Genomic DNA, 25,409 nt, shown 5'->3' with positions numbered 1-25,409 from the left:
ACAGCCTGGGTCAAATCGCCCGGCGGCGCTACGTGCCTTGTTCCGGGCGTGATGGTGGAACATCAACAGGCTGGCACTGCCCCGCCTAAACCGGCACCAGCAGCCCGTTCTCCAGCTTCACCTGCCGGTCCATCCGCGCCGCCAGCTCCAAGTTGTGGGTGGCGATCAGCGCCGACAGGCCCGTGCCGCGCACCAGCTCCATCAGCGCCGCAAACACCTGGTCGGAGGTGCCGGGGTCCAGGTTCCCGGTCGGCTCATCCGCCAGCAGCACCCGCGGCGCATTGGCCAGCGCCCGGCAGAAGGCGACCCGCTGCTGCTCGCCGCCCGACAGCGCCGCCGGACGGTGATCGGCGCGCCCTGCAAGGCCGACAGTGCCCAAAAGATCCGCCGCCCGCGACACCGCGGCCTTCTGCGAGGCGCCATTCGCCAGTTGCGGCAGCACGATGTTCTCCAGCGCCGAAAACTCCGGCAGCAGGTGGTGGAACTGGTAGACAAAGCCAACCTCTTGGCGGCGCACCCGGGTGCGGCGGCGGTCGCCCTTGCGGGTCACGTCCTCGCCCGCCACGTGCACCTCGCCCGCGTCCGGCGTGTCCAGAAGCCCTGCGATGTGCAAGAGCGTCGACTTGCCCGCACCGGACGGTGCCACCAGCGCCACGACCTCGCCCGCCTGCAGGCTCAGATCCGCACCGCGCAACACGTCGACCTGCCCCGGCGTGCCGGTCAGGTAGGATTTGGTGATCCCCTTCAGCTCCAGCGTGATCTCACTCATAGCGCAGTGCCTCCACCGGGTTGAGGCGCGCCGCGCGGCGGGCCGGGAAAATGGTCACGAAGAACGACAGCCCCAAGGACAGCGCCGTGGCCGAGACCACATCCGCCAGCCGCAGCTGTGCCGGCAGAGCATAGATGCCGCGGATCGACGGATCCCAGACACCGCCGCCCATGACGTAGTTCACAAAGGAGAAGATCGGGTCGATATAAAGCGCAAACAGGCAGCCCAGCACCACGCCGCAGATGGTGCCGATCACGCCGGTGAAGGCGCCGCAGATGAAGAACACCCGCATGATAGACCCTTCGCTGAGGCCGATGGTGCGCAGGATGCCGATGTCGCGGCCCTTGTTCTTGACCAGCATGATCAGGCCCGAGACGATGTTCATCGCCGCGATCAATACAAGGATCGAAAGGATGATGAACATCACGTTGTCCTCGACCTCCAGCGCCCGCAGGAAGCCGCCGGAGGCATCGCGCCAGGTCCACACACCCGCGGTGCCGCCCGCCGCCTGCTGGATCGCCAGCGCCATTGCGTCAACGTTTTCGGGATCTTCCACCATCACCTCGATCTCATCCGCGATGCCTTCGCGGTTGAAAAAGGCCTGCGCCTCGGCAAACGGCAGGTAGACCCGGGTGCGGTCGATGTCCCAGCGCCCGGCGGTGAAGACATAGACCACCTCATAGGCGTTGACCCGCGGGCTGGTGCCAAAGGCGGTTTTGACGCCATTGGGCGAGATCAGCTTGATCTTGTCCCCGACCGAGACCCCCAGCTCCCGCGCGACGCCGGAGCCGATGGCGATGCCGTCTTCGAAGCGGGCCAGATCGCCCACGGCCTCTTCGCTTTGGGCCACGCCCGGGATGCCCTGGATGTCAGCGGCGGAGATGCCATAGACCTCGACGCCCGCATTGCGCTGGCGCAGGTTTGCCATCACCTGCCCCTTGACCAGCGGCGCGGCGCGGGTGACGCCCGGCACCGCAGCCACGGTCTCCGCCAGCGCCTCGTAATCCTTCAGCGAGCGGTCCAGCACGCCCGCCTCGTTCACCTCGCCATAGGAATAGAGGGTCACATGGGCGTTGGCGCCCAGGATGGTGCCAACGAATTCCGACCGGAAGCCGGAGCGCACCGCCAGCGTGGCAATCAGCGCAAAGACCGCAAGGGTGATGCCGATCAGGCTGATCCAGGTCATCACGCTGACCCCGCCCTCGGCCTTGCGGGCGCGCAAGTAGCGCCAGGCGATGATCCATTCGAAACGGGAAAACGGCGGTGGTGTCGTGGCCATGTGGGGGTCCTGCCCGGGAAATTTGCCTGCAACCTGTGCTGCATAACGCGCGGGGTCAAGGTGCGGTTGCATATCCGCCCGGATATCCGCCTGCCGCGGCAGGTTCAGGCCGCCGCCGCACGCGGAAATCTTTTTAAGGAAAAGATTTGCCAAGAGTTTTTCCTAAAACTCTTGGCGGCAGCACCGGGTTCTCTGCCTGTTACTGCTGACCGGTGCCTGGCGGGCACTGGCGGCGGGCCTGCCGATACCCGGGATGAGCGCGTCTTGCCTGCCCCATCCGCCCGCGGGCGCCGTTGCGCTGGCGGCGATTTCCGCCGTGTAAAGACCTAGTTACCGCGCACCGCCGCCGCCATCGCGGAATAGGAGTTTTCCAGCTCCTCTGCCGTTGGCCGCGGGTCCGGCGCCTGTCCCGGCGCGGCCAGCCCGGCAGCCTTGACGATGGTGTTGATAAAGCTGAAGACGCCGCAGACCTCAACCACCTCATAAAGCGCGGCCTCGCTCCAGCCCGCGTCCATGGCGGCGGCAAAAGCCTGAGAGATGCCATCGTCCTTTCCGGCGTGCAGGGCGCGGGCATAGTCCAGCAGGGGCCTGATCCGGTCCTGTGCCGCCGCCGGGCTGCAGCAGAACACCTCGGAGAACAGACTGTGGAAATGGACGCAGTAAGCCACACCGTTCAGACCGGAGACATAGGCAGCAATTGCCTCTCGCTCGCCCCGCGGCAGGGCGCCGCTGCCGCACATGATGCTGTCCAGCAGGCGCATGAGCTGTTCGGAATTGCGCGGAAAGGATGACAGCACATGCGTCAGCCCGCTGTCCGCTTCTATACCGCTGAATTTGGCCATTTGCGCTCCGCCCGCTTGGAATCATGACAAGGCTAGCAGCAAGGCCGTGCGCAGTCAGCGGTCCGCTGCCCTGCCTGGCATAAGGAAACCCCGCCAGCTTTTGCCAGCGGGGCTTTTGTTCCCTGACTTCCGGACCGGCTCAGAACCCGCGGCCGGTGCGGTGCTTCTCGTAGATGGCAACCACCTTCTTGACCGCCTCTTCCGGGCTCAGCTCTTCGCTTTCGCCGGTGCGGCGGGAGGTCAGTTCCACCACGCCGTTCTTCAGGCCCCGCGGACCGACGGTGATGCGCCAGGGCAGACCAATCAGGTCCATGGTGGCAAACTTGCCGCCCGCACGCTCGTTGCGGTCATCATAGAGCGGATCCAGCCCGGCCGCGCTCAGCGCCGCATAGAGCTGGTTGCAGGCGGCATCCGCCTCGTCATCGCCCTGCTTGAGGTTGACGATACCGCAGTGGAACGGGGTCACGCCCTCGGGCCAGATGATGCCCTTGTCGTCGTGGCTGGCCTCAATGATGGCGCCCAGCAGGCGCGAGACGCCAATGCCGTGGCTGCCCATGTGGACCGGCACCGGCTTGCCGTCGGGGCCCTGCACGGTGGCGCCCATCGACTCGGAATACTTGGTGCCGAAGTAGAAGATCTGCCCCACCTCGATGCCGCGGGCAAAGCGGCGGCGCTCTTCCGGAACCTGCTCCTGGAACACCACCTCGTCGTGGGTCTCGTCGGTGCGGGCGTAGCGGGATGTGAATTCCTCCAGCACCGCCTGGCACTGCTCGACGCTGTCATAGTCGATGTCGCGGTCGCCGAAGGTGAGGTCGGTCACCGCAGAGTCATAGAACACCTCGGACTCGCCGGTTTCGGCCAGCACCAGGAATTCGTGGGTGTAATCGCCGCCGATCGGGCCGCCGTCGGCGCGCATCGGGATCGCCTGCAGGCCCATGCGCTCATAGGTGCGCAGGTAGCTGACCAGGTGGCGGTTGTAGGCGTGCAGCGCGTCTTCCTTGCTGAGGTCGAAGTTGTAGCCGTCCTTCATGTAGAACTCGCGCCCCCGCATCACGCCGAAGCGCGGGCGGATCTCGTCGCGGAACTTCCACTGCACCTGGTACATGGTCAGCGGCAGGTCCTTGTAGGAGGACACATGGGCGCGGAAGATGTCGGTGATCATCTCCTCGTTGGTGGGGCCGAACAGCATGTCGCGGTCGTGGCGGTCCTTGATGCGCAGCATCTCCTGGCCGTAGTCGTCATAGCGGCCGGACTCGCGCCACAGGTCGGCGGGCTGCATGGTGGCCATCAGCATCGGGATGTGGCCCGCGCGGATCTGCTCGTCATGGACGATGCTTTCGATCTTCTTCAGCACCTTGAAGCCCAGCGGCAGCCAGGAATAGATCCCGGCGGAGGATTGCTTGATCATCCCGGCGCGCAGCATCAGCCGGTGGCTGACGATCTGGGCTTCCGAGGGGTTCTCTTTCAGAACCGGCAGAAAATAGCGGGACAGGCGCATCTTGGCTCCATCGGTGATGTGGGTTCTCGTTCCCGCCCGGTTTAGTGGGTGTGAGGAGTGCGGGCAAGGGCGGAGGTGGCGGGGGGGTCCAATCCGCAGGGGCCGAGTTCCCCCGGATGAAGCTAAAGGCGCCGGGCCGCAGCGCCCCCACCGGAACACAAGGTCAGGCGCGGGCCGTGCCGCTGCGCGGCACGGCCCAGAAAAATGCTCCTCCCTGCATGTCGTTTTTGGAACACCCCGGCGCAAAAGAACTTGAATCGTCATTCAAGATTCGGAAGTGTTAGCGGAAACGCCCCGGACAGACCGGGGCGCAAAGAGTCCGTGGGGAGAGAGACGTGACCAGAACCATCCATGAGCCGGCGCGCGAGATTCCGGTCATCCACGAAACCGAGGTGCTGGTGGTGGGCTCCGGCCCCGGCGGGCTGGCGGCGGCCTTGGCGGCGGCGCGGGCGGGGGTGGAGGTTACCCTCCTGGACCGCTTCGGCTGCTTTGGCGGCAATATCACCACCGTCGGCGTCGAGGGCTTTGCCTGGTACCGGCACGAGGAAACAGTGGAGGCCGGCGGCATCGGCTGGGAGTTCGAGGAACGCGCCAAGGCGATGGGCGCGGCGGTGCCGGAGAGCCAGTCGCTGTCCTATGAACTGGACAGCGAGGGCTTCAAGCTGGTGGCGGACAAACTGGTCGAGGAGGCCGGCATCCACCCGATGCTGCACCGGGTGTTCGTGGCGCCGATCCGCGAGGGCAACCGGATCACCGGCGTCATCGTCGAGAGCAAGGCGGGCCGCGAGGCCATTCTGGCGAAACGGGTGATCGACGCCACCGGCGACGCCGACATCGCCCATATGATGGGCGCGCCGACCGTCAAAACCCCGGTCGAGCAGATGCAGGCGGCCAGCGTGATGTTTCACATCGCAGGCGTCGACAAGCAGAAGTTCATGGAGGGCGTGAAGGCCGATCCGCAGACCTATGCCAACTGGTCAACCGGCGAATGGCAGGTGGAGACCGATGGCAAGGAGGACGGGATGTTCTCTCCCTTCCTGGCCAAGCCGTTTTCGCAAGCGATCCGCGACGGGGTGATCCCGGCGCATCTGAACACCATCGGCGGCACCTGGGGCGCGGTGCATGACAGCGGCGAGATGACCTATATGAACCTGGTGCATCTGGCGGGCATCGACGGCACCGACCCCGACAGCATGACCAAGGGCGAGATCGAGGGGCGCAAGCAGGCGATGCACGCGATTGACGCGCTGCGCGCCTACACGCCGGGCTGCGAAGGCGCGCGCCTGCGGAACTTCGGCATGACCATCGGCATCCGCGACACCCGCAAGATCGACGCGCATCACAACATCACCGAGGATGAGACCCGCAATCAGGGCCGGTTCGAGGACACCATCGGCATCTATCCGGAGTTCATCGACGGCTACGGCGTGCTGATCCTGCCGACCACAGGGCGTTACATGCAGATCCCCTACCGGTCGATGCTGCCGAAGGGGGTGGAGGGGCTGCTGGTCACCGGCCGCGCCATCGGCGGCGGCAAGATCGCCCATGCGGCGACCCGCAACATGGCCTGCTGCGCCGTTGCAGGACAGGGCGCAGGCATCGCCGCGGCGCTGTCGGTGAAATCGGGCTGCGGGTTTGACGCAGTGAACATTTCCGATCTGCAGCGGGAGCTGCAGCGCCAAGGGGTGAGAATTCACTGATAAGGGACCGCGCCCCGGCGCGGGGCGCGGTCCGCAGCAGAAGGTTGAACGCCAGCAGCCCGCGGCACGGCTGAGGCTATCCAGAATTTGCCCCCGGCCTTTTGCGCCTTATCCCCGCCTTGCCCACAGGCGATTTGCCCGCGCCCCTTGCAAGCGCCTGCCCCATCAGGGAAGACTACCGCCAAGGATCCTGAACCAAACAGGCCAAGGGCGGGTTGTCTGAACATGGCGCTACCAGCAAAGAAACAGTTGAAATACTGGGGCGTTGCCGCCCTGGTCTTTGCCGTGGTGATGTGGTCGCTTGGCCATGTGCTGCTGCCCTTCATCCTGGGCGCCGCGATTGCCTATATGATCGACCCGATTGCCGACCGGCTGGAGGCCTGGGGCATGAGCCGCGCGGGCGCCACCGCCACCATCACGGTGGGCACGCTGGTGGTGTTCGTGCTGGTGATTCTGCTGGTGGTGCCGACGCTGATCTATCAGATGATCGACCTGTTCAACGTGGTGCCCAAGCTGATCGGCGATGCGCGCAGCTTCGTCAATGAGCGCTTCCCGGCGGTGTTTGAACAGGACAGCCGCGTGCATCAGGCAATCACCGCCCTGGCCGAAACCCTGCAATCGCGCGCGGTGCAGGTGCTGCAATCGGTGGCAGGCTCCGCGGTGTCGCTGCTGAATGTGGTGGTGCTTTTGGTGATCGTGCCGGTGGTGGCGGTCTATCTGCTGCTGGATTGGGACCGGATGATCGCCCGCATCGACGAGCTGCTGCCGCGCGACCACCAGCCGGTGATCCGCCGCCTGGCCCGTGACATCGACGCGGCGCTGGCCTCCTTTATCCGCGGCATGGGCACGGTGTGCCTGATTCTGGGCACCTACTATGCCGTGGCGCTGATGCTGGTCGGGCTGAACTTCGGCCTCGCCGTCGGCTTTATCGCCGGGCTGGTCACCTTCATTCCCTACCTTGGCGCGCTGATCGGCGGCGCGCTGGCGATCGGGCTGGCGCTGTTCCAGTTCTGGGGCGATTGGATCTCGATCGGGCTGGTGGCGCTGATTTTTGTCGTCGGCCAGGTGGTCGAGGGCAACTTGCTGACCCCCAAGCTGGTGGGCGACTCGGTCGGGCTGCACCCGGTCTGGCTGCTGCTGGCGCTGTCGGTGTTCGGCGCCCTGTTCGGCTTTGTCGGGATGCTGATCGCGGTGCCGGTGGCGGCAGCGCTGGGGGTGGTTGCCCGCTTTGTGACCGAGCAGTACCTGGACAGCCGCCTGTATCAGGGCCAGGGCCACCGGGACGCGGAAACGGACTGAACCAGATGGCACAGCAGCTGAGCTTTGATCTCCCGGCGAAACCGGCGCTGGGGCGGGAGGATTTCTTTGTCGCGCCCTCCAATGCGATGGCGGTGGCGCTTCTGGACCCGCAGTTCGCCTGGCCCAGCGGCAAGCTGGTGCTGACCGGCCCCAAGGGCGCCGGCAAGTCGCATCTGGTGCATGTCTGGGCCAGCCAGACCGGCGCCCGCATCATTCCTGCGGCAGAGCTGACGGCGGAGGCGGTGCCGCAGCTGGCGCACGGCCCCATCGCGGTGGAGGACGTGCCGCAGATCGCCTGCGACCCTGAACGGCAGAACGCCCTCTTCCACCTGCACAACCTGGTGCTGGCGCAGGGCCATGCGCTGGTGATGACCGGCCAGCCCGCGCCGAACCTATGGGGTCTCAGCCTGCCCGATCTGCAAAGCCGGGTGCAGGCCGCCACCCATGCAGAGCTGCAGCCGCCGGACGACCAGCTTTTGGCGGTGGTGCTGGCCAAGCTGTTCAACGACCGCCAGATCACCCCCAAGCCGGATGTGATTCCCTATCTGGTGGCGCATATGGACCGCTCCTTTGCCGCCGCGGCGCAGATCGTGCGGCGGCTGGACCACCTGTCGCTGGCCGAAAAACGCAGCCTGTCCCGCCCTCTGGCGGTGCGGGCGCTGTCGGAGATCCGCGAAGAGGGCACGGAAAATGACGCAGCCGCAAGCGGTTGACCCCTGCCCGCCCTTCGGCGATCCTGACCGCGGATTGCAAGACGGAGCCCTCATGACCGTGACCCAGGACCCCGCCGCCGCCAGCACCGATTGGGGCCCCTTCGGGCGTCCGATTTTCCACGATCCCGGCGCCCGGGCGCTGTCCCGGGTGGGGGTGGTCGATGTCGGCTCCAACTCGGTCCGCCTGGTGGTGTTCGACGGCGCCGCCCGCAGCCCGGCCTATTTCTACAACGAAAAGATCATGTGCGCGCTTGGCGCGGGCCTGTCGGAATCGGGCCGCCTGAACCCCGAGGGCCGCGCCCGCGCCCTGTCGGCCTTGCACCGGTTCCAGTACCTGGCCAAGGGCATGGGGCTGCCGCCCCTGTCCGCGGTGGCCACCGCCGCGGTGCGCGACGCCGAGGACGGGCCGGAGTTCTGCGAAGAAGTGCTGCGCGAGACCGGCCTCAAGATCCACGTGATCGACGGGCGCGAGGAGGCGCGGCTGTCGGCGCAGGGGGTGCTCTTGGGCTGGCCCGGTGCCTATGGGCTGGTCTGCGATATCGGCGGCTCCTCGATGGAACTGGCGGAGATCCAGGAAAACACCGTCGGCCGCCGGGTGACCTCGCCGCTGGGGCCGCTGAAGCTGCGCGACGTCAAGGGCGGCCGCAAGGGCCGCAAGGAGTACATCAAGACTGTCATCGAGCAGCTGAAGGAAGAGATGGGCACCCAGCGCGACCGGCTGTTCCTGGTCGGCGGCAGCTGGCGCGCCATTGCCCGCATCGACATGCACCGGCGCGGCTATCCGCTGAAGGTGCTGCACGAATACCGGATGACCGCCAAGGACGTGCGCGAAACCGCCCGCTATATCGAGACCCGCAGCCTGGACAAGCTGCGCGAGGCCTGCGGCGTCTCCTCGAGCCGGATGTCGCTGGTGCCCTATGCCATCGACGTGCTGACCCGGCTGATCAAGACCTTCAAGCCCAAGGACATTGCAGTGTCCAGCTATGGCATCCGCGAGGGGCTGCTGTACGAGCAGATGCCGCAGCGGCTGCGCGCCCGCGATCCGCTGATCGAGGCGTCGCGCTTTGCCGAGATGAAGGACGCGCGCGTCCCCGGTTTCGGCAAGACGCTCTTTGATTTCGTGAGCCCCCTGTTCAGCGGCGCCCGCCACAGCAAGCGGCGGCTGGTCAAGGCCGCCTGCCTGCTGCATGACGTCAGCTGGCGGGCGCATCCCGACTACCGCGCCGAGGTCTGTTTCGACAACGCCACCCGCGCCAACCTGGGCGGGCTCAAACATTCGGAGCGGGTGTTCCTGGGGCTGGCGCTGCTGCACCGCTACAGCAACAAGCGGCAGGGCAGCTCATTCGAATACCTTTACGGGCTATTGGACGAAAAAGACCAGCACGAAGCCGAGGTGCTGGGCAAGGCGATGCGGTTCGGCGCCATGATGATGATGACCGGAAACGGCGATATCGGATCGCTGCGCTGGCAGCCGCGCAAGCGGGTTCTGCACGTGGAGCTGCCGGGCGCGGCGCGGCCGCTTTACGGCGAAGTTGCGGAGGCGCGGCTGAAATCGCTGGCCAAAGCCCTGGAGGCGGAGATTGAGCTGAAGTTCAGCAAGCCCGCCCCGCCGCCGGACACGGAGTCCGGGGCAGAATAACCCAGGCGGCATAACCCGGGCGGCGGGCGTCAGATCTCGGTGACGCCTTCCTCTTCGGCTGTTTCCTTGTCGGCGGGCACGTTGTCCTTGGGTTTCTTGCGGATGATAATATCGCCGTTGGGCAGGATCTCGGGCAGCTCATAGGCGCTCCAGTCCTCCACCTCCTTGGCGATACCGGCCAGCGCAGGCCCCATTTGCGACAGGAACTCAGCCATCGAGGGACCGGCTTCCTCCATCATGCCCTGCAGGCCCTCCAGCGCCGGCGCCATCTCCTGGCGCAAGCCCTCCCAGAACAGCTCCGCCCCGCGCTCCATCAGCGAGGGTCCGCTGTCCTCCGCGTCCGCGTCCTGGGCGGCAAGCGGGCTGGAGAGGAGGGCAATGAGGGCGGCGGGCAGAAGGATCTGTTTCATGGGGCTAATATAGGGCCACCCGCGCCGCGCGAACAGAGGGGGGCGGGAAAGGGTGCCGGGCCGGGCGTGTTCTCGGCCCGCAAACAGTCAGAGCACTTTGTCACTGGCACAACCTTATAGATACTAAGCCACTACAAATTAGTGTAATCTGACTTGGTATGTTATTTGTACAAGGAGACCACTTCATGCGCTCCCTTTGGGTTTCCCTATTAACTTTGGTCCTCGCCGTTTCCCCTGCTGCGGTTCAAGCAAGTGAAATAGCCGAGGCACTGACAAAGCTTCGGGCGTCCTTTGCGCGCACGGCTTTTTCTCATTTCAAGGCCATGCCTCTGCACCTCCGGTACGACGTGGAAGTTGGTGAAGTCATCCGCATCCAGGATGAACAGCGGCTGTTCGAAAGCGCTAAATGCTACCCGGGACTTGAGATTGAGGAAGACAGCACGACAGAATCCGTATCAGTTTCGCTGTCGCGGAAATCGGCGGTTGCCTTGGGTCTTGGGGGGAGCGCAAGTGTTTACGGGATCCCTGCTTCCGCCGAGGCTCAATTCAACAGGAATGTTCGCAGGAGCGTCCAGTCGGTACTGGTGAGAACCTCCCTGGCTTACCCGATGGCCGGTGCAATCGAATTGGTGTCCCCTACGGGGGATAGTGCTGACTGCGAGGCACTTTTTCCGCCTGCCAGCATTCCAATGGGCCCCGGACTGCTGGTGTCGTCCGTATTCACCGGCAAACTGATCACGCAGCAGGCAATCGACAGCGAAATTGCAGCCGGGATTGACGCCAGCGCCAAGCTGACACCCAGAGGGCTGCCCGTGGAAGTTACCGGCGAAGTGGATGCGAGCACCAGCACAACATCCGTCATTGCCCATCTTCGCCCGGAAGGCAGCATCGCTGTGCAGTCCGCCTTTATCAGCCGCCGCGCCTTGATGGACTATTATGCGCTGGCTCAGAATAATCTGGAAACCTGGGCGGAGCTGGAAGCGTTGATCGAAAGCTATATTTCGGGCGAAGAGCCCGGCCTGCTGGCAGACATCAAAAAAGAAATCTGGTCGCTATGGGAAAGACTCGACCAGCCTGAAGAAAGCCTCACCCGGTACAGGGAACGGCTGTTTGCGTCAGAAGATGCAGATTTTGTGGAGAAGGCCGCAGACTTGGATGTTCCTGAAGAAGCCTGGGATCGTATCGGAGACGTTGCGGCGGCTGAAGTGATCGTCACGACAACCATCGCTGAATAAGCTCTTTTTGGCGGTGACATAGCCTTGGAATACAGCCCGCCCCGGCCTCCGCCCCCTCACTCCAGCGCAATGTCCAGCGTCACCGGGAAGTGGTCGGAGGCGTTGAGCAGCGCGTCGCGCAGCTCCTCGTCGGCGTAGCATTCGGCGTCGTCGAACGGGTGCCAGATCCGCCACTGCGGGTCAAAGCGCATCAGGCTGTGCGAGATCATCACATAGTCCAGCAGCGCCGGGAAATAGCGTTTGCTGTCAGGGTTGTAGAACCGCGAGGTGCTGGGCAGCGAGGTGGCGCGCGGCTGCAGCAGGGATTGTGCATGGGGGTCGTTCAGCAGGTCGCCCAGCACGATCTCGATCGAGGACTGGCCGAAATGCTTTTCGTATTCGTCGGCGCCGGGGCCGTCATTCAGATCGCCCAGAACGATCACATGCTCTCCCGCCGCCGCATGTTCCGCCACCCGCCGGTGCAGCCAGTTCGCCTGCGCCAGCTGCTTGCGCTGGTTGGCGATTGACAGCGCGGTGATCTCCTCCGGCCCGTTGGCCCCGTGCGGCGCCTTGGACTTCAGATGCGCGCCGATCATCCGCAGCGCGGTGCCGCCGCGGGTGGTGACGGCCAGCTCCAGCGGCGGCTTGGAAAACGCGACCGTGTCCAGATGGTCGTCCACGTCGAGGTCGATCTCGAACGCGCCGTTGAACTGCGGCGCGGCGGCGCTGGCGCGGGCGTCATGCACCGCATCCAGCGCATCGGGATCATAGAGCAGCGCGATTTCCTGATGGGTGTCATTGGGAAACCCGCTGACCGCTTCGCGCGCGCGCAGGCCCGCCTCCGCTGCGAACGCCTCCAGCGCGCGGGTGGTGCGCTGGGTGCGTCCCGTATTAGGGGCTTCGATCACCATCACGGCATCGGCATCCAGTCGGCGCAGCACATGGGCAATCGCCCGTCCCTGGGTGTAGCGGTCCACCCCGTGCACACCGGACGGCTTGCCGTCCAGCATCAGCCGGTCGTTCTTGTCGAACAGGTAGGCGAACCATTCGATATTATACGTGGCCAGCCGCATTGCCGCCGCACCCGCTGATTTCATCCCAGGCGCGGTTGATGTCGATCATCCGCTTTTCCGCCAGCCGCACCGCTTCCTCCGGCACCCCGCGGGCGATCATCGCATCCGGGTGGGTGTCGCGCACCAGCTTGCGCCAGTGCTTGCGGATCTCCTCGCGCGGCATGTCCGGAGAGACGCCCAGCACCGTATAGGGATCCTTGGGCGCATCCGGCACGAAGCGCGCGCGCAGGGCCTGGAACTGCTGCGGGGATTGGCCGAAGATGCGGCTCACCTCCTCCAGAAACTCGTTTTCGCCGGGGTGGTAGAACCCGTCCGCCATGGCGATGTGAAACAGCCCCTCCATCAGGTCGCACAGGGTGGTGGGGTCGTTGGCAAACATCTTCTGGATGCGGCGGGCGTATTCCTGGTAGCCCGCAACGTCGGTGCGCGCCATGTCAAAAACCCGCGCCGCGCCGGCCTCGTCATCGCGGGCGATCTGGAACACCTCGCGGAAGGCTGTGACCTCGTCCCGCGTGACCTGGCCGTCGGCCTTGGCCATCTTGGCGCCAAGCGCAATAACGGCAATGGCAAAGGCCACGGTGCGTTCGGGCGGGGCGCGCAGGCGGTCGAAGACTTCGCTGAGGCTTTCGCCTGCGGCAAGCGCGGCCAGCGCGTCGGATATGCGGGTCCAAAGTGACATGGAGGCGAGCCTATCGGGGTTTGGGGGCGCTGTCAGGGGCGGGAATCCCCGGGGTCAGGATTTTCTGCATGAAAACAGTGTCGAGCCAGCGCCCCTGCTTGCAGCCAAGTTCAGGCATCCGGGCGGTTTCCGCATAGCCCAGGGCGGCGTGAAAGGCGATGGCGCCGGGGTTTGCGCTGCTGACGCTGGCAATCAGCACGTGGATCTCTGCCTGTTTTGCCTTCTCCTCCAGCGCCTGCATCAGCCTGCGCCCCGCGCCCTGCCCCTGTGCCGCGGGCAGCAGGTGGATGGTGTGTTCGGCGGTAAAGCGGTAGCCGGGGCCGGAGCGGAAGGGGAAAAAATACGCGTGGCCGAGGATCCGGGCGTCCTGTTCCGCCACCAGATAGCTGCCGTTGCAGGCGGCGATCTGCGCGCGCACCTGCTCCGGCGTTTTTTCGATGGTGTTGAAGGTGGCCAGCGTGTCGCGGATCACCCAGTTGGCGATGGCGCAGACGGCCTCCGCGTCGGCGGGGGTTGCGGGGCGGATGATCACCGCAGCACCCGTTGCCCGTGCGGCGTAGCGAATTCCGCCATCATTGCCGGCTCCCCGGCCTCCATCTTGAGGCGCGGGTCATTGAGAATGCGGTCCAGTGCGGTTTGCAGCTCTGCCGCCTCCGGGTGGCTGAGAACCAGACGGGTCAGCCGGCAGCCGGATTGCGGCAGCTTGCCCGCAGGTGGCTCTGCCTGCCACTGGAGGACTGCAGGAAAGAGGTTATCAAACGGCAGCAGCCCGTCCGCAGGCACCGTCATCAGCCAGCTGAGATCGCCGCGCTGCATCGAGACATGCCGCTGCGCATGGGGCGGCAGCATGTGTTTCTCCGCCGCTAGGTCTTCGCTGCGCAGGATCCAGTTATTGAGCCGTGCGGGGCCGGTGAATTGGTCGAGATTGAACCAGCGCGGCTGCTCCTCCGGCTGGGCCTCCGGGTCGATGGCGATGGCCTCCAGATAGAGCCCGTCCTCCAGCCCGATCAGCCGGTTATGGGTGCCATAGCGGGCATGCTGGCCGCCGGGGCCGAGGGGGAGGCCCAAAGCCTCTTCTGTATGGGCAACAGCTTCTTGCAGCGTCTGCCCTGCCACCGCCAGATGATCGAGTATCATATCCGCCCTCCCCCTTTTGCGCGTGAGACTAGCCGGACGGCGGCGGGGTGCAAGGCGGGAAATGCGGCCGGATGCGGCGGTTCCTTCAGACCCAGACCGCCGCCGCCCAGATACCGGCAATCACCGTCGGGTAAAACGTCCCGGCGAAACCGAGCCCCCGCAAGGGCGGCGACAGGTGGTAGCCGGACCAGAACAGTACCCGCATCAGCGCAAACGAGAGGCCAAGGGCAATCGCCACGGCGCCGCCCAGAGTGACGGCAGCAAAGGGCCAGACGGCCAGCGCCAGCACCAGCTGCTCGACTGTATTGGCCAGCACCCGCTGGTCGATCTCTGCCGCGGTGCCGGGCGCGAAGGGCTCTCCGTCGATGATGGCGTCATCGAAGAACCGCCGCTGCGCCAGGCGGCCTATGATCAGGGCCAGCACCAGTCCCGGCGCAAGAAAGGCACCGGGCAAGGCGATGGGGGCCGGGATGTACGGCAGGCCCAGCCATTGCGGCAGGCCGGTGACGACACCCCCCCAGAGGGCGCCGAGGGCCATGCCAATGAGGATCTGGGGGCGTTTTGAGCGCAGCATGACGCCACTCAACCACCGCCCCACGGGTTTGCCAAGGCGCAGCGCGCTGGCCGCGGCAGAAACCTGCAGCACGCGGCACAAAGGCCGTGAAAACAAGCGCTCCCGCCCGGCGCCGGCCTGTGCCAAAGGCACATCCGCGCCCGTTGGGCGCGGCATCGCGCCTCCGCGCGATGCAGGCAGCCCGCCCCAACGGGGCGGGCTGCCTGACCCAAAGCCGCCAAGGGGGCGGCCCGTAGGGCGGGCACCTGCGGGTGCGGGAGAGCTCCCCTGCCCCGCGCGGCCCTCGTTTGCTTAGCCGCGTGCCTCGCGGATCAGGCGCAGGATGTCCTGTGCCGCTTCCGGGATGTTGGTGCCGGGGCCGAAGATCGCCTTGACGCCCTTGGAGTACAGGAACTCGTAATCCTGCTGCGGGATCACGCCGCCACAGATCACGATGATGTCCTCTGCGCCTTCGGCCTTCAGCGCCTCGACCAGCTGCGGTGCGAGGGTCTTGTGGCCTGCGGCCTGCGACGAGATGCCGATCACATGGACGTCGTTGTCGATGGCGTCCTGGGCGGCTTCCTCAGGGGTCTGGAACAGCGGGCCCACGTCGACGTCAAAGCCGATGTCGGCAAACGCCGTCGCAATCACCTTGGCGCCGCGGTCATGGCCGTCCTGGCCCATTTTCACCACCAGCAAACGCGGGCGGCGGCCTTCTTCCTCAGCGAAGTCCTCGATCGATTTCTGGATCGCGGCAAAGCCCTCGTCGCCCTCGTAGGCAGCGCCGTAGACGCCGGCCAGGGTTTTCACCTCGGCGCGGTGGCGGCCGAATTCCTTTTCCATTGCCATGGAGATCTCTCCGACTGAGGCCCGCGCGCGGGCGGCTTCTACTGCGGCTTCCAGGAGGTTGCCGCTGCCTTCCTTGGCGCGGCGGGTGAGTTCTTTCAGCGCCGCCTGGCAGGCGGCCTCGTCGCGGGTCTTGCGCATGGTCTCAAGGCGGGCAATCTGCGCCTCGCGCACCGCGTGGTTGTCGACATCCAGGATGTCGATCGGGTCTTCCTTGTCCTTGCGGTACTTGTTGACGCCGACGACCACCTCTTCGCCGCGGTCGATCATCGCCTGGCGGCGGGCGGCGCTTTCTTCGATGCGCAGCTTGGGCATGCCGGACTCGACCGCCTTGGTCATGCCGCCCATCTCCTCAACCTCTTCCATCAGCGCCCAGGCCTTCTCGACCAGCTCGTTGGTGAGGCTTTCGATGTAGTAGGAGCCGGCCAGCGGGTCGACCACGTTGGTCACACCGGTTTCTTCCTGCAGCACCAGCTGGGTGTTGCGGGCGATGCGGGCGGAGAAGTCGGTAGGCAGCGCGATGGCCTCATCGAGCGCGTTGGTGTGCAGGGACTGGGTGCCGCCGAGGACTGCGCTCATCGCCTCATAGGCGGTGCGGATCACGTTGTTGTAGGGATCCTGCTCCTGCAAGGACACGCCCGAGGTCTGGCAGTGGGTGCGCAGCATCTTGGAGCGTTCGGACTTGGCGCCGAATTCGGTCATCACCCGGTGCCACAGGGTGCGGGCGGCGCGCAGCTTGGCGATTTCCATGAAGAAGTTCATGCCGATCGCAAAGAAGAAGCTCAGGCGGCCTGCGAATTTGTCCACGTCCATGCCCGCGTCCAGCGCCGCGCGCACGTATTCGCGCCCGTCCGCGATGGTGTAGGCCAGCTCCTGCACCAGGTTCGCGCCGGCCTCCTGCATGTGGTAGCCGGAGATCGAGATGGAGTTGAACTTGGGCATCTCGTTCGAGGTGTATTCGATGATGTCCGAGATGATCCGCATCGAGGGCTTGGGCGGATAGATATAGGTGTTGCGGACCATGAACTCCTTGAGGATGTCGTTCTGGATGGTGCCCGCCAGCAGGGACCGGTCGTGGCCCTGCTCCTCGCCGGCGACAATGAACGACGCCAGCACCGGGATCACCGCGCCGTTCATGGTCATCGAGACCGAGACCTTGTCGAGCGGGATGCCGTCGAACAGGATCTTCATGTCCTCGACTGAATCGATGGCCACGCCGGCCTTGCCGACATCACCGACCACGCGCGGGTGGTCGCTGTCGTAGCCGCGGTGGGTGGCGAGGTCGAAGGCGACCGAGACGCCCTGCTGGCCCGCGGCCAGGTTGCGGCGGTAGAAGGCGTTGGATTCTTCCGCTGTGGAGAATCCCGCGTACTGGCGGATGGTCCAGGGGCGGCCTGCGTACATGGTGGCCTTCACCCCGCGGGTGAAGGGGCCGAACCCGGGCAGCGTGCCCATGTGGGGCAGGTCCTTGGTGTCGTCTTCGGTATAGAGCGGCTTGACCTCGATGCCCTCCAGGGTCTGCCAATTGAGGTCGTCAACCGCCCGTCCGCGCAGCTCTTTCTCAGCCAGAGCCCGCCATTCGTCTTTGTTTGTCATCAGGTCTTCCTCTTGTCAGTGCGATACGGGGCGGGTTCGTGCCCGCCGCCTGTTTATCCGGGTCCTGTGCCAGCGCGGCGAGGCCGTCCGCCCCGCCCGCAAGCCACATCATGTCGTCGGCATACGCCTCGCGCAGATATGCGGTCTGCGCGCCGGTGAAGGGCCGCCAGCGGCCTGTGCCCTCCGGCAGCTCAGCCGCCGCGGAGGACGGCAGGCTGGCGCGCAGGTCCTGCAGGCAGAGCGACGCGTTCAAGCGCACCCGCGCGTGGGTGCGCGGCGCCTCGATGCCGGTGAGGGCCTCCAGCGCCGCTTCGGGCCGGGTGCCGAAGGTTTCGAACGGCAGAACGTGCAGGCGCACGCCGGGCATCGCGCAGGCAATGTCGGTGATCACGTCGCGCCAGCTGCGCGGCGCCTGCGCCAGCCGGTCCAGGCTGGCCTCCGTGGGCATCTTGTGGCCGCGCGCGACGGCATAGGCCAGCGCCGAAGTCCAGTAGGCATCAAGGCTGCGGATGCTGAGCGCGACATCCGTCACCGCACCGCCAAAGGCCTCGGCGAAGCGCGCCATGCGCTCCCCCGCGCCGCTGTAGAGGTCGCCGATGCGCAGGTTGGCGCGGACCGCGCCAAGCATGTTTTCCTCGCTGACCAGCAGCTGCTGCACGCCTGCGTCGCGGCTGGCCGCCATCTGGATTTGCAGCCGCCCCTGGGCCCGTTGCACCAGATCACGGCCGGTGACCGGAACCGGGCCTGGCTGGATGCCATGGAACAGCCCCCCGCCGCGGGTGCGGTACGGCCCCCAGAAGCCAATGCCCCGGCGGTGCAGCGGCTGCGCGTTCTGGCGCATGTATTCCTGAAACGATGTGGTTGCGCAGCGGTGCGCGCCGGTGTGAAGGATGACTTTCATCGTGTTACGGGACCTCTGCTGGAGGGCCGCAGGCCGCAGCCCGGTCGTGGGGAATTGCACAATCATGGCCGGCAACCCCTCATTATCCCGTTAACGATGATATTTTTTGGCCGGGCCGCGGAATTCACGGTCGCATTTGCCGCCGCCGCACATATATTCAACGGGACAGGAGAGATCATGAAAGCAATCCTATCCGTTGTTTTGGCAGGCTTTATTCCGCTGGCGTCAGTGGCCGCCGACGGCAGCACATCCGACTTGATCCAGCCCGGGTATGATGTGGAGCTGGAGGAGTTCCAGTGGACGCACCGCCCGGTTGTGGTGTTTGCCGACAGCCCCGAGGACCCGCGGTTCCACGAGCAGATCGAGCGTCTGATGCAGGGCGCCGACGCCCTGCGCGAGCGCGATGTGGTGGTGCTGACCGACACCGATCCGGCGGCCAAATCCGCCTTGCGCAAGAAGCTGCGGCCGCGCGGTTTCATGCTGGTGCTGGTGGGCAAGGACGGCGGCGTCAAGCTGAGGAAGCCGCATCCCTGGACGGTGCGCGAACTGTCCCGCACCATCGACAAGTTCCCGGAACGGCTGCGCGAAGTGGAAGAGCGGCGCGGCGGCTGAGCCCGCCCGGCAGCTCCGGTCAGCCGTTGCCGCGGACGTAGATCAGCGCCATTGCCTGTTTGTCCAAGACCACCATCGCGCCGGTTTCCGGCACGAAGACCAGGCTGGAACCCGGGTTGCGGATCGCCTGATAGTACACCGATTTGACCAGGTCGGTCATGCAGCTGACCCCGGCCAGACCGGAGTTCAGCACCCCCAGCCCCTGCGGCAGGTCGCGGGACATGATGTCCTCTGTCACCGCGTTGGGGGATTTGCCGGACACCGCAAACAGCACCGGCTGGCCCGCCTCCAGCATCTTCATGCCGGTGTTGAGCGAGCGGGCCCGGCCCACCAGCGAGGTGATGCGCGGGTTTTCCGCAGTGTGGAACACCGCGGCGGTGCAGCTCATAGAGCTCTGGAAGAAAAACGTCTCCCCCAGGTCCACCCAGGCGGACAGCTGGGCGCGCAGCGCCTCCTCCTTGTCCAGCGCGCAGCCGGACAGCAGCGCCAGAGCGGTCAACAGGCAGGTCAGGAGACGGGTCATGCGGCACCTTGAGGTCTTCAAACGCCCTCAAGCTGTCAGAAATTCCTGAAGATTCGGTGCATGGCGCACCGGGGGCCGGGGCAGGCACGGCCGCGGGGGCGGGGAAACCCGCCTGCCCGGCTGCATATGCGCCTGCCCCGAAGTGCATTATTCGAATTCCATGATCACATCGTCGACCGCCAGGCTGTCGCCCGCGGCAGCGTTGATCTTGGAGACGACGCCCTTCCTCTCGGCGCGTAGGATGTTTTCCATCTTCATCGCCTCGACGGTGCAGAGCGCCTGGCCCTCCTGGACCTCCTGCCCCACTTCGACATCGACCTTCACGATCAGGCCGGGCATCGGGCAAAGCAGCATCTTGGAGGTGTCCGGCGCCTGTTTTTCCGGCATCAGCGCCGCCAGTTCGGCCTGGCGCGGGGTGCGCACATGGACCTTCAGATCGGCGCCGCGGGACCGGATGCGGAAGCCCTGGGTGACCTTGCCGGTCTTCAGCACCAGGGTTTCGCCGTTCACCTGCAGGGTTGCCAGATGGTCGCCCGGGGTCCAGTCGGAGGACACCCGGTAGCTGCCGCCGCCCTCGAAGTTGACGGTTGCGCCCTCGCGGTCGGCGTCGATCACCACGGCGAAGGACTGGCCCTGCAGCGAGACAACCCAATCGGTGCCAACCTTGCGCTCGTGGTTGTCCATCCGGCCCGACACGCGGGTGCGGCGGATTTCGGCAACCCGGTGCATGGCGGCGCAGGCGGCCGCGATCTTGCGCAGGTCGTCGCTGTGCAGTTCGACGCCCTCGAAGCCCTCGGGATACTGCTCCTCGATGAAGGCGGTGGTCATCGAGCCTTCGATGAAGATCGGGTGATCCATCACTGCCGACAGGAACGGCAGGTTGTGGCCGATGCCCTCCACCTCGAAGCTGTCGAGCGCGATCCGCATGGCGTCGATTGCGTCCTCGCGGGTCGGCGCCCAGGTGCAGAGCTTGGCGATCATCGGGTCGTAGTACATCGAGATCTCGCCGCCCTCATAGACGCCGGTGTCGTTGCGCACGGCGGTTTCGCCTGCCGGCGCATCGCCCTGCCATTTGCCGTTTTCCAGCATCGGGCCAGCGGCGGTTTCCTGCGGCGGGCGGTAGCGGGTCAGGCGGCCGATGGAGGGCAGGAAGCCGCGGTAGGGATCTTCGGCATAGAGACGGTTTTCAATCGCCCAGCCGGTGAGCTTCACGTCTTCCTGGCGCAGCGGCAGTTCGGCGCCGTCGGCGACACGGATCATCTGCTCCACCAGGTCGACGCCGGTGATCAGCTCAGTGACCGGGTGCTCCACCTGCAGGCGGGTGTTCATTTCCAGGAAGTAGAAGTTCTTGTCGCCATCGACGATGAATTCCACGGTGCCGGCGGAGGAGTAGCCCACGGCCTTGGCCAGAGCCACGGCCTGCTCGCCCATCGCCTTGCGGGTTGCTTCGTCCAGGAACGGCGACGGGGCCTCTTCCACGACTTTCTGGTTGCGGCGCTGGATCGAGCATTCGCGCTCGCCCAGGTAGATGCCGTTGCCGTGCTTGTCGCAGAGCACCTGGATTTCGATGTGGCGCGGCTGGGTGACGAATTTCTCGATAAAGATCCGGTCGTCGCCAAAGGAGTTCGCGGCCTCGTTCTTGGAGGACTGGAAGCCTTCCCGGGCCTCTTCGTCGTTCCAGGCGATGCGCATGCCCTTGCCGCCGCCGCCGGCGGAGGCCTTGATCATCACCGGATAGCCGATTTCATTGGAAATCTTCACCGCCTCGTCGGCATCGGCGATCAGGCCCATGTAGCCGGGCACGGTGGAGACGCCGGCCTCCTGGGCGATCTTTTTAGAGGTGATCTTGTCCCCCATCGCCTCGATCGCGCCCTTCGGGGGGCCGACAAAGGCAACGCCTTCGGCCTCAAGCGCCTCGGCGAACTTGGAGTTCTCAGAGAGGAAACCGTAGCCCGGATGCACCGCCTGGGCGCCGGTCTGGCGGATCGCCTCCATCACCTTGTCGATGACGATATAGGACTGGTTGGCCGGCGGCGGGCCGATGTGGACGGCCTCGTCGGCCATCTGCACGTGCAGAGCCTGTTTGTCGGCGTCGGAGTAGATGGCAACGGTCTTGATGCCCATTTTCCGCGCGGTTTTGATCACGCGGCAGGCGATCTCGCCCCGGTTGGCGATCAGGATCTTATCAAACATAGGCAGTCCCTTGTTTCTTGGTATTCCGGAATGCAAAACGCCGCGCCCGGGGCAAGCCCAGGCACGGCGTAAGCGCGATAGGATGTGCAGCCCCGGCGGGGCCGCTGTTCAAAGCTGCGGCGGCAGCCTCAGCATTTGCGGGGGTTTTGTTCGCAGTAGACAAGGTTTGCGGCAACGCCGACAGCGGCGCCGGTGACCAGGTTGGCGTCCAAGAGCGCAGCGCCCGCTGCGCCCGCGCCTGCGCCATAGACGACGCGTTCGCCGGTGGTGTCGCCGCAGGCCGCCGCCAGGCCGCACAGCGAGAGCGCTGCGATAAGAGATTTTGCCCGCATGTCCATGTTCCTTCTTCCGGGGACGTAAGTGTCCCGGCGGAATTTGCAGGCAAGGCAGTCAGGCGCAACGGCCGAGCGGCAGGGACCCTCTGTTGGGCGGAGGCTTGCCGTATCGGGGGGGCGTAACGGCAAGCTTCCGCCGCTGCCTGAAGGGGATAAAAGACGGGCAGGCCGCGGATGGGGTCGCGTACCTGCCCGTTCAGGCGAAGGGGCCGGAACAGATGCTCGGCACAGCAGCGTGGCTGCGCTGCTTGACTCACGATGCACGCCATGGCCGCGGGTGTAAGCCCCTGAAATCCGGCGCCGCGGATTTGGGCAGATTCCCGCTGTTTCACAGGGGCCGTGTGCGAGTTCACGCCGATGTTACGGACCGCACCCCGGCAACTGCCGCGGGAGCGCATCAGCGGCGTCACATATCCGTGACGCAGGTGACGCTGCCGTGAACCGCGGCGGCTGCCGCGCAAGGCCGCGCGTGAACAGACCCCTTTGCCGGGGACAGGATTCCGGTTGCCAGGCATGGCCTTGGGGCACGGGTTCACAAATCCGGCAGCAGAGCGTGAGTTTCCATCACCTTTAGCGGCGCTGTGGATCACGGCTGCTCTCTTTGATGTCACTTCCCCCTGTTTGACCTGCATGGGAGCCTTGAAGAACACCAAATAAGGAGGAGGGATAACCCCATGAAAAAAGTGCTTAAAGGGCATTTCACCCTGGCTGCTGCAGCCCTTGCCGCCAGTGCCGGGCTGGCGCAGGCGGACACCCAGTCCGAACTGCTGGACCTGCGGGCCCGCGTCGAGGCGCTGGAGGCGGAAAACCAGCAGGCCGGCAGTATCCCCGGCGACTTCCGGCTTGGCGGCACGTCGGTCGATATCTACGGCTATGTCAAAGCCGATTTCTTCTATGACTTCGACTTCATCCAGGGCGACAGCGCGTTCGTGAACAACATCGGTGAACCGGTGAACGCCACCGACGGCAGGTTCGACGCAACCATCCGGCAAACCCGGCTGGGTATCCGCACCAGCACGCAAACCGGTATCGGCCTGCTTCAGGGCCAGCTCGAACTGGACCTGTTCGGCGGCTCCGCCAGCAGCCCGGAACTGCGGGTGCGCCACGCCAATATACAGATCGGCGACAACTGGCTGATCGGCCAGACCTGGACCAACTTCATGCCCATCGGCCAGTATCCCGTGTCGGTGGAATTCAACGGCCCGGTTGGCATCGCCTTCGCCCGCAAGCCGCAGGTGCGCTACAGCAACAGCTTCGGCAACGGTTTCGACTACAGCCTGTCGATCGAAGAAAGCGCGGTTCCGTCCAGCGACCCGATTTTCACCGCTGCGGCGCAGTACAGCAATGACCTGTTCACGGCCCGGATTGCCGGACTGGTCGGCAATGCTGAGAGCGGCGCCGTCGAAGTCGACCAGACCGGCGTCACCCTGTCGGGCGCGATCACCCCGTGGACCGGCGGCCTGATCCAGGCCACATATGTCACCGGCGAGGCGATCGGCCCGCTGCTGATCGGGCTTGGCGATGCCATTGTCGGCGGCCAGGCCAACGACGTGGACGGCTATACGCTGGAATTCCGGCAGCAGATCAACGACCAGTGGAATGTCGGCGTCGCCTACGGGCGCGAAGATTACGATCTGCCGACCTCGACCGGCACGCTGTCGTTCACCGAGCTGGAAACCATCCACGTGAATGCGTTCTACAGCCCGACCGACAACCTGACGTTCAGCGCCGAATATATCTTTGGCGAGCGCAACGACACGATCTCCGGCAACAGCTTTGACGGCGACCGGATCCAGCTGGCGGTGCAGCTGGACTTCTGAAAGGCGGGCCGCCCCGCAGCGCAGACCCCTGCCCCGCAAGAAACCTTGCGGGGTTGCGGGCGTAATATGCGTGCGGGGCGCCTGCATCAGCTGAACGCCTCCGGGAACGCGGCGCGCGCCGCGGACTCGTCAATGACCAGCAGCGCCTCATAGCTTTCCGGATCAAACGGATCTTCGGCCGGGATCACCTCGCGGCCGAACAGCCAGCTGAGACGCCCTGCGTCGAGGTTGCCGCGTTCAAACGGCTGGTCGCCGAAATGCTCCCACAGCGCCTGCATGAAGACGGCATCGACGCGCCTGTCGACGTTCTTGCGGTCGCGGAAGCGCTCGCGCCGGATCAGCGGCGTCACCCCTTTGGGGTTGGGGCGGCGGATGGTGAATTGGAAATCAGTGCCGGGCATACGGCCCGGGAACCCGCGGTGTTTCAGCATATGGGTGCCTCCTGTCCGGCACCCCACGGGGCGGCGGGGGCCGGCCGCAGGGCCGGACCCCTGTAGTGATTAGTTGTACTTGCCGGTGAATTCCGGCTCTTGCGAGACCGGCTGCGGCTCAACCACAACGAACTCTTCTTCCTGCTGGGCGCAGGCGGTGACGGCGGCCAGCAGGCCGGCCAGGGCGATAAGCTTGATGCTCTTGGACATTTCTGTCTCCTGATAAAATTTGTGAAACCTGCGGGGGCTGCGCCCGCCGCCTGCCTCAACCTCAATGCGAAGGCAGCCAAACGACTGCCCGGGCCGAGGATAGCCCGGTTTGCATCCGAGTCACATGCAAATCGCGGCAATTGGCAGCGCTGTGGCTGCAATGCCGCAAGTTTCCGCCGATCTGAGCTTTGCCCCGCAAGATATTGTGGACGCATCAGAAAGCCTCCCACATGCAGGCCGCGCCGTCGGGGCGGTAGGCCTCAAAGAACTGGGTCGCCTCCGGGTCCTGCGCGCCAAAGGGCAGCTCCCGGTCGGACAGCGAAATCACCACCCGCGCGGCCGTCATCCCGCGGTCGGCCAGGTAAGGCAGCGCCAGGGTGCCGCACAGGTGGTCCATGTCGGGGGCCGCGGTGTCATAGCTGACGGTGCCGATGCCGCGGGCGATCTGCGGCGCCAGGAAACGGAACCGCGCCCAGGTCTGGCCCGGCTGGCCGGGTGCTTGGTCCAGCAGCACCTCGGCCAGCGTCACGGGCTGGCCCGAGGGCACGGCAATGGCGTCTGCGGCCAGCGCGGCCTGGGCCAAGAACGCAAAGGGGATGGCCGCCAGATATCCGCAGCCCCGGCCCCCGGTTTCCCGGGCTCCTCCGGCCGGAGCTGCAGGCGCTGCGCAAATCGCGCGCGCTGTCTGATATCGGCTGGAGCGGATCATGACGCTGATTCGCTCTTCATGTCAATTTTTGCCGCGAATCTGTGCGAATCTCCCGCATCTGCCCGGGAATCACGCAGCCCGCCCCCCTGCCGCCTGCCGGCATGGCGGACCCAGCGGGCCCGGCTGGCCGGGTTCTCCAGGATCTCAGCGATTTGCCCGGCGGCATTGCCGGGCACCCGGCCCGTCACCTGCCCGCCTGCGCGCACCTTGAGGCCCTGCCCTTCGGTGGTGATTTCCACCACCGGGGAGAAGCCGCGCAAAGACTGCAGCTTGCGCCACATGTCCTGACGGATCTGATGCGCCAGCCGCAGCGGGTCGCCCGCGGGCAGCGCAGTCTCTGCCGCCACATCAAACCGCGCAGGCAGGCGGCGCGACAGCGTCAGGCTGCTGTCCGTGCGGATGATATGCCAACGGCTGCGGGTCACGCT

Annotated in this window: 26 protein-coding genes; 7 read left to right on the top strand and 19 right to left on the bottom strand. The window is 65.6% G+C overall.

The window, feature by feature from the left end; translation table 11 throughout:
• Positions 1 to 85: 85 nt before the first annotated feature.
• The 4 genes from ACTRWG_RS12590 to proS all read right to left on the bottom strand — a co-directional run bounded on the left by ACTRWG_RS12590 (position 86) and on the right by proS (position 4,388).
• On the bottom strand, positions 86 to 769 hold the full coding sequence (locus ACTRWG_RS12590; RefSeq protein ID WP_027238138.1) for an ABC transporter ATP-binding protein: 684 nt from the start codon (positions 767 to 769) through the stop codon (positions 86 to 88).
• Positions 762 to 2,048 carry a lipoprotein-releasing ABC transporter permease subunit gene (locus ACTRWG_RS12585; RefSeq protein ID WP_027238139.1) on the bottom strand — a complete coding sequence of 429 codons (1,287 nt, stop codon included), beginning with the start codon at positions 2,046 to 2,048 and terminating at the stop codon, positions 762 to 764. The genes ACTRWG_RS12590 and ACTRWG_RS12585 overlap by 8 nt, the downstream gene beginning before the upstream one ends.
• Before the next feature lie 326 nt (positions 2,049 to 2,374).
• Positions 2,375 to 2,890, bottom strand: a complete 516-nt coding sequence (locus ACTRWG_RS12580) for a carboxymuconolactone decarboxylase family protein (RefSeq protein WP_027238140.1) — start codon at positions 2,888 to 2,890, stop codon at positions 2,375 to 2,377.
• 139 nt (positions 2,891 to 3,029) lie between these two features.
• Positions 3,030 to 4,388 (bottom strand): proline--tRNA ligase, encoded by a 1,359-nt coding sequence (gene proS / locus ACTRWG_RS12575; protein WP_027238141.1) that lies wholly within the window; start codon positions 4,386 to 4,388, stop codon positions 3,030 to 3,032.
• A gap of 335 nt (positions 4,389 to 4,723) precedes the next feature.
• On the opposite strand from proS, the gene ACTRWG_RS12570 reads away from it, so the two are divergent.
• The 4 genes from ACTRWG_RS12570 to ACTRWG_RS12555 all read left to right on the top strand — a co-directional run bounded on the left by ACTRWG_RS12570 (position 4,724) and on the right by ACTRWG_RS12555 (position 9,739).
• On the top strand, positions 4,724 to 6,088 hold the full coding sequence (locus ACTRWG_RS12570) for an FAD-dependent oxidoreductase (RefSeq protein ID WP_027238142.1): 1,365 nt from the start codon (positions 4,724 to 4,726) through the stop codon (positions 6,086 to 6,088).
• A 225-nt stretch (positions 6,089 to 6,313) separates the two neighbouring features.
• The gene (locus ACTRWG_RS12565) at positions 6,314 to 7,387 is read left to right on the top strand and encodes an AI-2E family transporter (RefSeq protein WP_027238143.1); all 1,074 of its coding nucleotides are present in this window, start codon (positions 6,314 to 6,316) and stop codon (positions 7,385 to 7,387) included.
• Between the two features lie 5 nt (positions 7,388 to 7,392).
• Positions 7,393 to 8,100 (top strand): HdaA/DnaA family protein, encoded by a 708-nt coding sequence (locus tag ACTRWG_RS12560; protein ID WP_027238144.1) that lies wholly within the window; start codon positions 7,393 to 7,395, stop codon positions 8,098 to 8,100.
• A gap of 52 nt (positions 8,101 to 8,152) precedes the next feature.
• Complete coding sequence (locus ACTRWG_RS12555) at positions 8,153 to 9,739, top strand: Ppx/GppA family phosphatase (protein ID WP_027238145.1); 1,587 nt, start codon at positions 8,153 to 8,155, stop codon at positions 9,737 to 9,739.
• A gap of 29 nt (positions 9,740 to 9,768) precedes the next feature.
• On the opposite strand, the gene ACTRWG_RS12550 is transcribed toward ACTRWG_RS12555, so the two are convergent.
• The gene (locus ACTRWG_RS12550; protein WP_259958901.1) at positions 9,769 to 10,149 is read right to left on the bottom strand and encodes a hypothetical protein; all 381 of its coding nucleotides are present in this window, start codon (positions 10,147 to 10,149) and stop codon (positions 9,769 to 9,771) included.
• Between the two features lie 185 nt (positions 10,150 to 10,334).
• Between ACTRWG_RS12550 and ACTRWG_RS12545 the strand changes: the two genes are divergently transcribed.
• Entirely contained in the window at positions 10,335 to 11,384 is a 1,050-nt protein-coding gene (locus tag ACTRWG_RS12545; protein ID WP_462829382.1) for a hypothetical protein, read from the top strand.
• A 56-nt stretch (positions 11,385 to 11,440) separates the two neighbouring features.
• Here the strand turns inward: ACTRWG_RS12545 and ACTRWG_RS12540 are convergent, their stop codons facing one another.
• From ACTRWG_RS12540 to ACTRWG_RS12510, 7 genes are all read right to left on the bottom strand, one after another.
• On the bottom strand, positions 11,441 to 12,436 hold the full coding sequence (locus ACTRWG_RS12540; protein WP_462829392.1) for an endonuclease/exonuclease/phosphatase family protein: 996 nt from the start codon (positions 12,434 to 12,436) through the stop codon (positions 11,441 to 11,443).
• Positions 12,417 to 13,115 carry a molecular chaperone DjiA gene (locus tag ACTRWG_RS12535; protein ID WP_027238149.1) on the bottom strand — a complete coding sequence of 233 codons (699 nt, stop codon included), beginning with the start codon at positions 13,113 to 13,115 and terminating at the stop codon, positions 12,417 to 12,419. The genes ACTRWG_RS12540 and ACTRWG_RS12535 overlap by 20 nt, the downstream gene beginning before the upstream one ends.
• A 10-nt stretch (positions 13,116 to 13,125) precedes the next feature.
• Positions 13,126 to 13,647 carry a GNAT family N-acetyltransferase gene (locus ACTRWG_RS12530; protein WP_027238150.1) on the bottom strand — a complete coding sequence of 174 codons (522 nt, stop codon included), beginning with the start codon at positions 13,645 to 13,647 and terminating at the stop codon, positions 13,126 to 13,128.
• Positions 13,644 to 14,252 (bottom strand): VOC family protein, encoded by a 609-nt coding sequence (locus tag ACTRWG_RS12525; protein ID WP_462829381.1) that lies wholly within the window; start codon positions 14,250 to 14,252, stop codon positions 13,644 to 13,646. The genes ACTRWG_RS12530 and ACTRWG_RS12525 overlap by 4 nt, the downstream gene beginning before the upstream one ends.
• A gap of 85 nt (positions 14,253 to 14,337) precedes the next feature.
• Positions 14,338 to 14,826 carry an MAPEG family protein gene (locus ACTRWG_RS12520; RefSeq protein ID WP_462829380.1) on the bottom strand — a complete coding sequence of 163 codons (489 nt, stop codon included), beginning with the start codon at positions 14,824 to 14,826 and terminating at the stop codon, positions 14,338 to 14,340.
• Positions 14,827 to 15,117: 291 nt separating this feature from the next.
• Positions 15,118 to 17,247 carry a methylmalonyl-CoA mutase gene (gene scpA, locus ACTRWG_RS12515; protein ID WP_462829379.1) on the bottom strand — a complete coding sequence of 710 codons (2,130 nt, stop codon included), beginning with the start codon at positions 17,245 to 17,247 and terminating at the stop codon, positions 15,118 to 15,120.
• Positions 17,213 to 18,148 carry a hypothetical protein gene (locus tag ACTRWG_RS12510; RefSeq protein ID WP_462829378.1) on the bottom strand — a complete coding sequence of 312 codons (936 nt, stop codon included), beginning with the start codon at positions 18,146 to 18,148 and terminating at the stop codon, positions 17,213 to 17,215. The genes scpA and ACTRWG_RS12510 overlap by 35 nt, the downstream gene beginning before the upstream one ends.
• A gap of 177 nt (positions 18,149 to 18,325) precedes the next feature.
• On the opposite strand from ACTRWG_RS12510, the gene ACTRWG_RS12505 reads away from it, so the two are divergent.
• Complete coding sequence (locus tag ACTRWG_RS12505; protein WP_435659868.1) at positions 18,326 to 18,760, top strand: DUF4174 domain-containing protein; 435 nt, start codon at positions 18,326 to 18,328, stop codon at positions 18,758 to 18,760.
• Between the two features lie 19 nt (positions 18,761 to 18,779).
• Here the strand turns inward: ACTRWG_RS12505 and ACTRWG_RS12500 are convergent, their stop codons facing one another.
• The 3 genes from ACTRWG_RS12500 to ACTRWG_RS12490 form a co-directional block, all read right to left on the bottom strand.
• Positions 18,780 to 19,283 (bottom strand): hypothetical protein, encoded by a 504-nt coding sequence (locus tag ACTRWG_RS12500; RefSeq protein WP_462829377.1) that lies wholly within the window; start codon positions 19,281 to 19,283, stop codon positions 18,780 to 18,782.
• A 147-nt stretch (positions 19,284 to 19,430) separates the two neighbouring features.
• Positions 19,431 to 21,476 carry an acetyl-CoA carboxylase biotin carboxylase subunit gene (locus tag ACTRWG_RS12495; protein ID WP_435659869.1) on the bottom strand — a complete coding sequence of 682 codons (2,046 nt, stop codon included), beginning with the start codon at positions 21,474 to 21,476 and terminating at the stop codon, positions 19,431 to 19,433.
• 128 nt (positions 21,477 to 21,604) lie between these two features.
• The gene (locus tag ACTRWG_RS12490) at positions 21,605 to 21,808 is read right to left on the bottom strand and encodes a hypothetical protein (protein ID WP_008555836.1); all 204 of its coding nucleotides are present in this window, start codon (positions 21,806 to 21,808) and stop codon (positions 21,605 to 21,607) included.
• Between the two features lie 677 nt (positions 21,809 to 22,485).
• Between ACTRWG_RS12490 and ACTRWG_RS12485 the strand changes: the two genes are divergently transcribed.
• Positions 22,486 to 23,631: a DcaP family trimeric outer membrane transporter gene (locus tag ACTRWG_RS12485; RefSeq protein ID WP_027238158.1), complete on the top strand. Its 1,146-nt coding sequence runs from the start codon at positions 22,486 to 22,488 to the stop codon at positions 23,629 to 23,631.
• An 86-nt stretch (positions 23,632 to 23,717) separates the two neighbouring features.
• Here the strand turns inward: ACTRWG_RS12485 and ACTRWG_RS12480 are convergent, their stop codons facing one another.
• From ACTRWG_RS12480 to ACTRWG_RS12465, 4 genes are all read right to left on the bottom strand, one after another.
• On the bottom strand, positions 23,718 to 24,062 hold the full coding sequence (locus tag ACTRWG_RS12480; RefSeq protein WP_027238159.1) for a hypothetical protein: 345 nt from the start codon (positions 24,060 to 24,062) through the stop codon (positions 23,718 to 23,720).
• A 69-nt stretch (positions 24,063 to 24,131) separates the two neighbouring features.
• A complete protein-coding gene (locus tag ACTRWG_RS12475) occupies positions 24,132 to 24,272 on the bottom strand; it encodes a hypothetical protein (protein ID WP_008556504.1) in 141 nt (46 codons plus the stop codon).
• Between the two features lie 214 nt (positions 24,273 to 24,486).
• Positions 24,487 to 24,855, bottom strand: coding sequence for a DUF6497 family protein (locus ACTRWG_RS12470; RefSeq protein ID WP_462829376.1), 369 nt, complete (start codon positions 24,853 to 24,855; stop codon positions 24,487 to 24,489).
• Between the two features lie 122 nt (positions 24,856 to 24,977).
• Positions 24,978 to 25,409 (bottom strand): hypothetical protein (locus tag ACTRWG_RS12465; protein WP_462829375.1); only part of this gene is annotated, 432 nt, incomplete at its 5' end.

It is taken from the genome of Leisingera sp. G5_S3_59_S7 (assembly GCF_054968485.1).
The sequence above is the reverse complement of the archived record's forward strand: the minus strand, read 5'-3'. Positions and strand labels throughout refer to the sequence as shown.